Raw genomic sequence first — 10,782 nt, 5'->3', positions numbered from 1 at the left:
TCCGGGGCATGCCCCGGATCAGACCCGCCATCATGGAAGCGTGTCATGCGGCGAGCCGCTCGGGCGCGATGATCAGGCCTTGAGCGTCGTAGTCACCCATCCGGTGCGGACCCCAGAACACCGCCAGGCGGCCGTCCGGATAGCCATGCACCCGCACCGTCGTTTTGACGAAGTGCGGCCGCAAATGGCTCGGCGGCAATTGCAGACTGAGGCGGTCCCATTTGACCGTGTTGTCGGGCCCCACCACGCGGTCGTCCTGCAGGCACAGGATTTCCCGCCACGCACCCGTTGCATCAGCCACGAAGGCCGACCCCTCCTGCTCCGCCTCAACCGCAAAACGCTTGTTGTGCTCCGGGATGAAGCTGTCGCGAAGCCAAATGTTGGCGGCCTCGACGCTGTCAATCCCGGCCAGCTTGAACTCCTTCGGAAGACGATCCTGCAAGGTCTGGAACACCCGCTCCGAGCGACCCCGCGCCTGCGGCGAGTAGGCCGCGATATGTTCGATGCCAAGCTGGCGCAGCGCCCGTCCGACCTGCGTCAGCGCCGTCTTCGACACCTTGCCCCCCGCCTCGGGGGTGAAGAAGTAGTGGCTGCCGCGGTCGGTGTAGAGCGAGCAGAACAGGCCATGCCGCGCCACCACCTCGCGCAGTCCCCGGAAGCTCGATGCGGTGCCCTCCTGATCCACCAGGAAGGCCGAGTAGAGCGCGCTGGTGGCATCCTCCATCGTCACCACCAGGTCGTAGACGCGCGCCTCGCCAGGCAACCAGGCATGCGTCGAGGCGTCCTGATGCAGCATCATGCCGACCATCGGCCGGCGCGGCCGCTTCTTGCGGTGCGCCGAGCGCGTCTTGGCCCGAACCACCAGGCCTTCGCGCTGCAGGTGCAGCTTGGTCACCGTGTAGCCCAGCCCATAATTGTGCCGTTTGCGCAACTGCTCGTGGAAGTGCTGCACCGTGAAGCCGCGGTAGAGCTCCCGATACAGCCCCAGCATCCGCTCGATCTCCGCCACCGGAGCGCGACGCAGCGACGGCGCCAGGCGTCGGTCGGCCAGACCGGGCAGGCCAAACTCGCGATGCCGGTCACGCCACCGGCGGAAGGTCCGCTCGCTGATCCCAAGCAACTCAGCCGCTTCCATCTGGCTCAGCTCCGACCGCTCCGAGCGGCCCAAAACATCCGCAAAACGCATCCGACGTATGCCCTCGTGAATGCGTGCCCGATCCATCCGCAAACCCCCGACCTGGAGGTCCAGATGACCGGACACTTCACGAGCTACCAAACCCGGACAATTCATTAGCTAGCCACACGAGTCTGGGCAGTCCTTGCGTCGGGGTGGCCGGGCGACTATCTTCCGACCAGTCGAACCAGTTGGTCGAAACAAGGTGACCCGTGCGCGAAATTCAATCTTCGGAAGCCAAGACCCATTTGCCCCAGCTGCTGGATGACGTCGAGCGCGGGGAAACCATCGTGATCACGCGGCACGGGCGGCCCGTGGCGCGTTTGGTTCCGGATGAGGAGATCCGGCGGGCGGAACGGGCCGAGGCGATCGCGACGATCAAGGCGCTGCGCAAGGGCATGGGGAAAATACCGCTTCAGGAACTGCTGGATGCGCGCCACGAGGGCCACAAGTATTGATGCTGTTCGTCCTGGACGCCTCGGTCGCAGCGGTCTGGGGCCTGGAGGATGAAGACGACACCATCGCCGATCTCGCGTGGGCGCGGATGGGGTCGGGGGGCGCCGTAACCCCGGCGATCTGGTGGTTCGAGGTCCGCAATGTGCTGCTTATCAACGAACGCCGCGGCAGAATCTCGGAGCGGGATGGGGCGATCTTCCTGCGTGCACTCGAGAGGATGAATGTCGAGGTCGATCATGCGCCGGCCGGGGATTCCGTTCTCAGCCTGGCCCGCCGCCATCGCCTGACGGTTTACGATTCCGCCTACCTGGAACTGGCCTTGCGCCGAGACCTGCCGCTGGCCACGCTCGACAAGCAACTCGCCGCCGCGGCCAAGCGCGAAGCAGTGCACTTGATCGACTGAACCGGTAAGGACGCACCATGTCGCGCATGACCACGGCCGAGGCGGTGATCGAAACCCTGTTGGCGCACGGCATCGACACGCTGTTCGCCCTGCCGGGAGTACACAACGACCACCTGTTCGACGCCGCGCACAAGGCCTCGGACCGGATTCGCGTGATCCATCCCCGGCATGAGCAGACCGCCGCCTACATGGCCCTCGGCGCCGCGCTGGCGACCGGGCGGCCGCAGGCGTTCGCGGTGGTGCCGGGGCCCGGCGTGCTGAACGCCTCGGCAGCGCTGCTGCTGGCCTATGCCACCGGTGCGCCGGTGCTGGCGCTGGCCGGGCAGATCCCGTCCTTCGCGATCGACCAGGGCCACGGCCACCTGCACGAAATCCACGACCAGATCGGGCTGCTGCGCCATATCGTCAAACAGGGGGAGCGGATCCGCTCGCCGCAAGAAGCGTCCGAGCGGGTGGCGCAAGCGATCGCGGCTGCGATGTCGGGGCGTCCCGGGCCGGTGGCGCTGGAGTGTGCCATCGACGTCTGGGGCCAGGCGGCGGACGTCTCGCTGACGCCGCCGCTGCCGGTCGCCGCGCCCTGCGCCGATCCCGCCGCCATCGCCGCCGCCGCCGATCTGCTGGCGAAGGCTCGGCGGCCACTGATCATCGTCGGTGGCGGCGCGCTGGACGCGGGTGCCGAGGTGCAGGCTGTGGCCGAACGGCTGCACGCGCCGGTGTCGTCATTCCGCCGCGGCCGCGGCGTGATCCCGACCTCGCATCCGCTGGCGGTGTCATTCACCGAAGGTCATGCCCTATGGCGCACGGCGGACGCGGTGCTGGCGATCGGCACAAGGCTGTATTGGCAACAGGCCAATTGGGGCATCGATGACAGCCTGCCGGTCGTGCGGATCGACATCGACCCCGATTCGATCGGACGCTTCCGCGCACCGACCTGCGCTCTGCTCGGCGACGCGGCGGTGACGCTGCGAGCCTTGCTGGCCGAACTTTCGACGCGCGGCGCCGCTTTGGCGCCCAATCCTGAACTGGCCGCCGTGCGCCTGGCGTTCGAGCAGCGGCTGGCGCGCCACGAACCTCCGATGGCGTTCCTGCGCGCGATCCGCGCCGCGCTGCCCGAGGATGGCATCTACGTCGAGGAGGTGACCCAGGTCGGCTTCGCCAGCCGTCTGGCGCTGCCGGTGCATGCGCCAAGGACGTTCCTCTCGCCCGGCTATCAGGACACCCTGGGATGGGGCTACGGCACCGCGCTGGGGGCCGCCGCCGCGGCACCGGGGCGGGCCGTGGTGCTGGCGACCGGCGACGGCGGCTTCATGTTCCAGGCCGCCGAACTGGCGACCGCGATGCACCACCGGCTGCCGGTGGTGGTGGTGGTGTTCGACGATGGCGCGTTCGGCAACGTACGCCGTATCCAGGCCCAGCAGTATGGCAACCGGCTGATCGCCAGCGATCTGACCAACCCCGATTTCGTCCGCTTCGCCGAAAGCTTCGGCATGGCGGCCTTCCGTGCCCCCACGCCGGACGCGCTGGAGGCAGCGCTGCGCAAGGCGTTCGCGTCAGGCGCGCCGGCGTTGATCCACGTGCCGGTCGGCGAAATGCCCAGTCCGTGGGACATGATCCTGCTGCCCCGAGTGCGCGGGCCGGCGGGGCGGCCGCCGCTGCCTTAGCTGGACTTTGGCCATTTTCAGCGATGGAGACGTGCCGCCGGACAGATCGCGCCGCGTGCGAAGACAGCAGCCACAGATCTCGTTCCGACCTGCGATGCGGGCTGAGTTGAATCTTCCGTAATTGAATCTAACGTGATCGCCGCAACGATTCTCCCGAGTTTCTGGATCGTCGAGTCTTCCCGAAATGTCGATTCGGGGACGCGCGTGTGCTGGACGAAACGGAACGCGACGGGTCGGGCAATCTGGCCGAGTGGATGCAGCCATTCAGAAGTGGATTTACGACGCCGACTTGGCAGCATGTGATGGTGCTCGTGATAGGCGCGATCCTTGTCCCGGGTCGACGGACCATCGCGTCCGCATTGCGGGTGATGGGATTGGACCAGGCCCCGTACTTCACCAACTATCACCGCGTGCTGAACCGCAACAACTGGTCCGCCCGTTGGCTGTCCTGCCGCCTGTTTGGGCTGCTGGTTGCGGCCTTCGTCCCGGGCGCAAGCCTTTCTCTGCACCGATCCTGAGGCGGACCCGCTCGACATTCTCCGCTGGTTTGTCCGCCGCTGGTCGATCGAGGTCACCTTCGCCGAGGTACGTCGCCATCTCGGCGTGGAGACCCAGCGACAGTCCTCGGAACCGGCAATCGACCGCACCACGCCGGTGCTGCTCGGCTTGTTTTCCCTGATCACTCTTTGAGCCAATGACCATTACACCAAGCATACGCCAATGGTGCGGACTGCAAGCTGGTACTCCGCCGTATACGGGCAGCCCGGTATTTTCAATAACCTGGGCTGCCCACTGGAACGTTCGGATCCGTGCGGGCGCCGCGCGGCAGTAAAGTCCAATCCGCCGCGACTATTTCACCGCCAGAATTGCAACCGCGTCGCCATAGTTCAGACCCATCTTCTTCATCAGAACCGGGTTGCCATTCGCCGCATTTCCGCCAGCCGCCACGGCGACGTACTGTTTGCCGTCAACGCGATAGGTGATCGGCGGCGCGTTAACGCCGGACCCAAGATTCGTACTCCACAATTTCGTGCCTGTCTTGGCATTGAAGGCATCAAAGTCGCCGTTCATCTCGCCTGCAAAGATCAGGTTGCCAGCCGTGGTCAGGACGCCACCCAGCATCGGCAGGTCCGACTTGTACTGCCACGCGATCTTGCCGGTATCGGGATCGATGGCCGAGAGGGTGCCTGTTGACGGGATTGCCCCGTCGACATGCGCCTTGTGCGCATTCGCTCCGGATTCGCCCATTTCGATCGGACCGTCCGGGGTGATCGGCTGCAGCACGCCGCCCAGTCGTAGGTGACCTATGACCGTCATCGGCTTTTCCGCGCTGTACTCCCAGGACTGGTTCGTGCCCTCGAGGTAGAACAGGCTAGTTGCCGGCGAGTATGATTCCGGCGACCATTCATTGCCGCCTTGTGCCCCAGGATAGATGTTGACGTATCCGTTGAGCGGCGGCTTGGTCCACATAGTCTTGGACTGCATGACGAACGGTTCCGACTTCGTGATAAGCTTTCCGGTTTCGCGGTTGACGATGAAGACGTTGCCTTCCTTGCCGGCCTCTGCCGCGGCGGGGATGGTCTTGCCACTCGCGTCCTTGACGTCAAGCAGCACGACGGGACCGGCCGCATCGTAATCCCACAGGTCGTGCTTCACTTCCTGGTACCACCACGCCAGCTTTCCCGTCTTGACGTGGAGGGCGACGATGGAGTCGGTATAAGCGTTGTCGCCTTTGCGGTCCTCGCCGTAGTTGTCCGGATTGGGATTGCCGACAGCGAAGAACATAAGACCGCGTTGCGGATCGACAGCCGGGGTGTTCCACACCGACCCGCCGCCGGTTTTCCAGGAATCGCCGCTCCACGTCTTGCCGCCTGGCTCATCGGGGGCGGCAACTGTGAAGAAGCGCCAGATCTCCTTGCCGGTCTTGTTGTCGTAGGCGGCAACAAAATTCCGGGTCGGGAATTCGGCGCCGGACGTGCCGATGATGACCATGCCGTCATAGACTTGCGGCGCCAGCGTGAGGGAGAATGCGCCTCGTGGATCGCCGACCTGCTTGACCCAGTCGACCTTGCCCGTCTTGGCATCCAGCGCCACCAGGTTGCCGTCCAACTGTGCGACAAAAAGCTTGCCGTCGGCTACCGCGACGCCGCGGCTCTCGGGACCGCAGCAGAGCTGTGTGTACTTCAGGTCGGGAACATAGGACCAAAGCTGCTTTCCCGTCACCGCGTTGTAGGCGAACACGTGGTCGTAGGGGGTCGAGATATACATGATCCCATCGACCACGGTCGGGCTGTTCTCGAAGCTGCCGACCACGCCGGTCTGGATCAACGTGACTGGCTGGAGAGACTTGACGTTCTCAGCTGTGATTTGGTTCAACGGCGAGAAGCGCTGGTTGTCGTAGGTTCGGCCATACAGCATCCAATCGTCCTGGTTCTTGTCGGCCGCCAGACGTTGTTGGTCACTGACATCGACGTTCGCCGTAACGGGTGTGACCGTGACGACAGTGGATGTAGGTGCAAGGGATGCCGGTGCGGGTGGTTGGGGTTGCTGCTGAGCGCCCGGATTTGGCGCGGCGTATGCTAGGGCTGCACAGGCGCAAAACGTAGTCGTCGCGAGCGCGTAGCCCAAACCCACCCTTGTGGTTTTGCTCATGGCTATTTTGTTCATTTGCGTTCCTCCGGGTTATTGAGCGCTTTGTTGGGCACTTTGCTGAGAGCCAGCGACTGGCTCGATTTTGATTGATGTTAATTTCTCATCGTCGGCAGCCAGCGCCTCCTTGCCCGGCCGATAATTGTTCACGTTCAGAATGTATGAGAGCACGTTGAGATATTGGGTTTGACTGAGACTTCCTGGCGCATTTAATGGCATGTGCTTCGACATGAAGCGAAAAAGATAGTCCGCGGTTAGATTTTGATACTGAGAAACACTTAAAAATTGGTCTCCGGCAAGTGCCGGGCCTGACTTGCCCTCAAGATTTCTCCCGTGACAGATCGCGCATTTCTGAACGAAGACGACATGTCCGGCCTCAGCCTGCGACGCAGTGTAATATGCTCCGCCGGCAAGCGCGGCCGATATCTGCATAAAAATCGAAACGAAACAAAGCAGAGCTGGTGTCGAGCAGGAAACCAGACGCCTCCGCGGTATATCGAAGTCCGTTGTAATTCCAAACACAACAGGTGCGGCCGGAGTGAAACCGACAACACGTCGTTGTCTAACCATTAGCCAACATTCCCCCGCCCGAATTCCATAACGTTTTTGTTTCAAATTGACGATCGACTACGCGCCCGTGGAGATTGGACCGTCAACCCACGACTGGTAACGAGATTGCGATATCGGGGCCGGTGCGATCGGCATCGTCGCAGTAAGTCGCACTAAATCCGCGCTGGCGGGGGATGGCAGCCGGGGCAAAGTCAATAGGATAAAAAACGGTAACCTACCCTGTCGTTACCGTTTCCAGCGAATCTGATCGGCACGCGGTTTGTGGCTCTATCACGTCTTCAGCCTGAGTTAGCTCGATATCGAGCTTATCCTGGCCGAGCTCAGCGTTATCGGCTCAAACAAGACGATCCGGCGATGGCGCCGGAAGTTTGGAGCGAGATATACAAACGCTGTTCGACGGCGTCATCCACCGCATGGGTCGACAGCGAGGTCAGGCCGGAGCCCACCTCGATCACTTGACGGCCGCGCCGGCCGCACCGCCTGATGCCGCGGCAAACAAGGAAACCTCGGCAATGACCGCAATCGCGCATCGCTGTATCGAGACCAACGGCATCCGCATGCACCTTGCCGAGAGCGGCAGCGGTCCGCTGGTTCTGCTGTGCCACGGTTTTCCCGAATCCTGGTATTCCTGGCGCCATCAGATCGATGCGCTGGCCGCCGCCGGATTCCATGCGGTGGCACCCGACATGCGGGGCTATGGCCGGACCGAGGCGCCCGCCGCCGTCGACCAGTACACCCTGCTGCATCTGGTCGGCGACATGGTGGGCCTACTGGATGCGCTCGGGCAGGAAACCGCGGTCATCGTTGGGCACGACTGGGGTGCGCCGGTGGCTTGGCATACGGCGTTGCTGCGGCCAGATCGTTTGCGCGGCGTCATCGCGCTCAGCGTGCCGTTCGCCCATCGCGGGCGGCTGCGTCCGACGAGCGTGATGCCCCAGACGGAGGACGCGGTGTTCTATCAGCTTTACTTTCAGACGCCCGGCGTGGTGGAGGCGGAGATGGAGGCAGACGTCCGGGCCGCATTACGCGGGATCCTGCTGCGGCTGTCAGGGGAGTTCGAAAATAGCCAGGGAGGCGCGGCCGATTTTGCCATGATTCCCCGGGTCGGCGGCCTGACGGCGGTGACGAGCGCTATCGGGTCGATGGCATTGCCGGCCTGGCTCAGCGAGCTCGATCTCGACTTCTACGCCGCGGAATTTGCGCGCACCGGGTTGCGGGGCAGTTTGAACTGGTACCGCAACATTGACCGCAACTGGGAGCTCCGCGCTGCATTCGCCGGGGCGCGGGTCACCGTTCCGGCGCTGTTCATGGCCGGGTCACGCGATCCGGTCCTGGCGTTTCCGGGCGCGGCGGAAGCCGTTGCCAATCTTCGCCAATTCGTCCCGGACTTGCGCGCAGCCACGATCCTGCCGGGATGCGGTCACTGGACGCAGCAGGAACGGCCAGAGCAGGTGAATGCCGCAATGCTCGAATTTCTGAGCAACCTGTGACCGGAGATCGTCGCATCGCGGCGAGCTTCAGCCCAGCATCAACTCCCGATAACCGTTGGCGGCGACTTCGTCACAGCGCGCACGATAGGCTGGTGCGCTGCCGCTATAGCGGTTGACCACGCGGACCTGCTTTCCCGCGACATTGCGGTTGACGCCGGTCATCCAGGAATCGACCTCGTTCGACAGCAACCCGACGCCCAGTGCCTTGACATGGTCGGTCCATGTCGTCACGCCCGCCTCGGTGGCCTCGACCCGAATAATGCCGTGGTCGTGGACGTGCCGCATCAGACCGGTCACCCAGTCCACGTTGTATTCGATACTGCGCGGGATGTTGCCCAGCGCCATGTGCGGGCCGATCAGCATCATCATGTTGGGGAAGCCGTTGACCATCACCCCAAGATAGGTTTCGGGGCCGCCCTGCCAGCGGTCCTTCAGCCGCTGGCCGCCCATGCCGCGGATGTCGATGCGGTCGAAACTGCCGGTAACGGCATCGAAGCCGGTGGCATAGATAATGATGTCGAAGTCGTAGTCGGCATCGCTGGTCTTGATGCCGGTCGGCGTGATCCGCTGGATCGGGGTGTCCAACAGGTCCACCAGGCGCACGTTGTCCTGGTTGTAGGCCTCGTAATAGCGGGTCTCCAGCGGGACTCGTCTGGTGCCGAAGCCGTGGTTCTTGGGGATCAACTTCTCGGCGGTCGCCGGGTCCGTGACCCGCTGGCGGATCTTGCCGGCGACGAAGTCTGAGATCAGCGCGTTGGCGCGGCGATCGGTCAACATGTCGCGGAAATTGCCCTGCCAGATGCCGAAGCCGGGCTCGCCGTAAAGCTTTTCCCAGAACGCCTCGCGCTGTTCCGGGGTGACCTCGAATGTGCCGCGCGGGTCCATGGTGTGGATGAAGCAGGAGAAGGTCTCCTGGCAGCGCTGGAACATCTCCGGATAGCCGGCCCGCAGCCGGACCATTTCCTCAGGCCCGATCTTGGCGTTGTGCAGCGGCGCGCACCAGTTCGGGGTGCGCTGGAACACGGTAAGCTGACCGACCGTCTTGGCGACCTCCTGGATGGTCTGCACGGCGGTGGCGCCGGTGCCGATCACCGCGACGCGCTTGCCGGCGAGATCGACCGGCTGATGCGGCCAGCGGGCGGTGTGGAACGATTGCCCGGTAAAGCTCTCGGTGCCCTCGATCGCCGGCAGGGTCGGCGCCGATAGCGGACCGACCGCGGTGATCATGAAGCGACAGGCGAAGCGCCCGCCATCCTCCACGCGGATGTCCCAGCTCCGCGTTTCGTCATCGTAATGCGCCGCCGCGACCCGGCTGCGGAACTGGATGTCGCGGCGCAGATCGAACTTGTCGGCGACGTGATTGAGATAGCGCAGGGTTTCCGGCTGGCCGGCGAAGTGCTCGCCCCAGTCCCATTCGTCCAGCAGTTCGCCCGAGAACGAGTAAGCGTAGGAGTAACTTTCCGAATCGAACCGGGCGCCGGGGTAGCGGTTCCAGTACCAGGTGCCCCCGACGCCGGTGCCGGCTTCCAGCAGGCGCACCGAAAGCCCGAGTTGGCGCAGCCGGTGAAGCTGATACAGCCCGGACATGCCCGCGCCGATGATGATCGCGTCGTATTGCTCCAAGGTCGCCACTGCCGCTCACTCCGCTATCGGATGCGCGCGTTTCGGTTGCGCGCATGGCGTGACAATGAGCGCTGGGCAGGCCGCACGACAAGACCGGACCGCCCGGCTAGGCAACCAGCAAGAGGGCGTGGATCCACCGGGCCCGCAACCGCGGGCTTGACGTGCCCGGCGCCCGTCAGCACATCCCAACAATGACTGAACCCTTCGTGCAGCCGGAAGACCCCACCGCCGCCGCCGCCATCGAAGCCATTACCGACGACCTTTCGGTGTTCGACGACTGGATGGAGCGCTACGAGTTCATCATCGGCATGGGCCGCAAACTGCCGCCATTTCCCGACCAATGGACCAATGACGCACACCGGGTTCCCGGTTGCCAGAGCCGGGTCTGGATGGAGGCGGTGCCGCGCGACGGCAAGCTGTATTTCGCCGCGCTGTCGGATGCGGCCATCGTATCGGGCCTGATCGCATTGCTGCTGCGGGTCTATTCCGGCCGATCGGCAGACGAAATCCTCGCCACCGACCCGGTGTTCCTGAAGGACCTCGGCTTGCTCGAGGCATTGTCGACGAACCGCGGCAACGGCATCGCGGCGATGGCGCGCAAGGTGCGGGAAGTCGCCGCCCTGCAGCGGGCCGGCTGACCCGCGGCGGCCGCGGCGCGTTGACCGGTTCCAGGATATCGCGCATTTCCGGCCGCGATGGGCTAACCTTCGCCGGCATCGACGATCGGCCTCTGTCATCCCCGGTCGGCAGGCTGTC

At 64.1% G+C, this 10,782-nt stretch carries 10 protein-coding genes; 6 read left to right on the top strand and 4 right to left on the bottom strand.

The window, feature by feature from the left end; all coding sequences use genetic code 11:
• Window positions 1–43: 43 nt before the first annotated feature.
• Window positions 44–1,186 carry an ISNCY family transposase gene (locus tag ACQY4Y_RS03645; RefSeq protein WP_428489195.1) on the bottom strand — a complete coding sequence of 381 codons (1,143 nt, stop codon included), beginning with the start codon at window positions 1,184–1,186 and terminating at the stop codon, window positions 44–46.
• A 200-nt stretch (window positions 1,187–1,386) separates the two neighbouring features.
• On the opposite strand from ACQY4Y_RS03645, the gene ACQY4Y_RS03640 reads away from it, so the two are divergent.
• The 4 genes from ACQY4Y_RS03640 (at window position 1,387) to ACQY4Y_RS03625 (ending at window position 4,212) form a co-directional block, all read left to right on the top strand.
• Window positions 1,387–1,632, top strand: a complete 246-nt coding sequence (locus ACQY4Y_RS03640) for a type II toxin-antitoxin system Phd/YefM family antitoxin (protein WP_428489194.1) — start codon at window positions 1,387–1,389, stop codon at window positions 1,630–1,632.
• Window positions 1,632–2,033, top strand: a complete 402-nt coding sequence (locus ACQY4Y_RS03635; RefSeq protein WP_428489193.1) for a type II toxin-antitoxin system VapC family toxin — start codon at window positions 1,632–1,634, stop codon at window positions 2,031–2,033. The genes ACQY4Y_RS03640 and ACQY4Y_RS03635 overlap by 1 nt, the downstream gene beginning before the upstream one ends.
• Window positions 2,034–2,050: 17 nt before the next feature.
• Window positions 2,051–3,694, top strand: coding sequence for a thiamine pyrophosphate-dependent enzyme (locus ACQY4Y_RS03630; RefSeq protein ID WP_428489192.1), 1,644 nt, complete (start codon window positions 2,051–2,053; stop codon window positions 3,692–3,694).
• 206 nt (window positions 3,695–3,900) lie between these two features.
• Complete coding sequence (locus ACQY4Y_RS03625; protein ID WP_428489191.1) at window positions 3,901–4,212, top strand: hypothetical protein; 312 nt, start codon at window positions 3,901–3,903, stop codon at window positions 4,210–4,212.
• A gap of 331 nt (window positions 4,213–4,543) precedes the next feature.
• Here the strand turns inward: ACQY4Y_RS03625 and ACQY4Y_RS03620 are convergent, their stop codons facing one another.
• On the bottom strand, window positions 4,544–6,361 hold the full coding sequence (locus ACQY4Y_RS03620; RefSeq protein ID WP_428489190.1) for a pyrroloquinoline quinone-dependent dehydrogenase: 1,818 nt from the start codon (window positions 6,359–6,361) through the stop codon (window positions 4,544–4,546).
• Window positions 6,362–6,376: 15 nt separating this feature from the next.
• Window positions 6,377–6,913, bottom strand: a complete 537-nt coding sequence (locus ACQY4Y_RS03615; RefSeq protein WP_428489189.1) for a c-type cytochrome — start codon at window positions 6,911–6,913, stop codon at window positions 6,377–6,379.
• A gap of 512 nt (window positions 6,914–7,425) precedes the next feature.
• Here ACQY4Y_RS03615 and ACQY4Y_RS03610 point away from each other — a divergent pair.
• Complete coding sequence (locus ACQY4Y_RS03610) at window positions 7,426–8,403, top strand: alpha/beta fold hydrolase (RefSeq protein WP_428489188.1); 978 nt, start codon at window positions 7,426–7,428, stop codon at window positions 8,401–8,403.
• 27 nt (window positions 8,404–8,430) lie between these two features.
• Here ACQY4Y_RS03610 and ACQY4Y_RS03605 read toward each other — a convergent pair whose 3' ends face one another.
• Window positions 8,431–10,035, bottom strand: a complete 1,605-nt coding sequence (locus tag ACQY4Y_RS03605) for a flavin-containing monooxygenase (RefSeq protein WP_428489187.1) — start codon at window positions 10,033–10,035, stop codon at window positions 8,431–8,433.
• A 182-nt stretch (window positions 10,036–10,217) separates the two neighbouring features.
• On the opposite strand from ACQY4Y_RS03605, the gene ACQY4Y_RS03600 reads away from it, so the two are divergent.
• Window positions 10,218–10,664, top strand: a complete 447-nt coding sequence (locus ACQY4Y_RS03600; RefSeq protein ID WP_428489186.1) for a SufE family protein — start codon at window positions 10,218–10,220, stop codon at window positions 10,662–10,664.
• The last annotated feature ends 118 nt before the right edge of the window (window positions 10,665–10,782 follow it).

The organism is Rhodopila sp. (assembly GCF_965277165.1).
Taxonomy (GTDB): domain Bacteria; phylum Pseudomonadota; class Alphaproteobacteria; order Acetobacterales; family Acetobacteraceae; genus Rhodopila.
The sequence above is the reverse complement of the archived record's forward strand: the minus strand, read 5'-3'. Positions and strand labels throughout refer to the sequence as shown.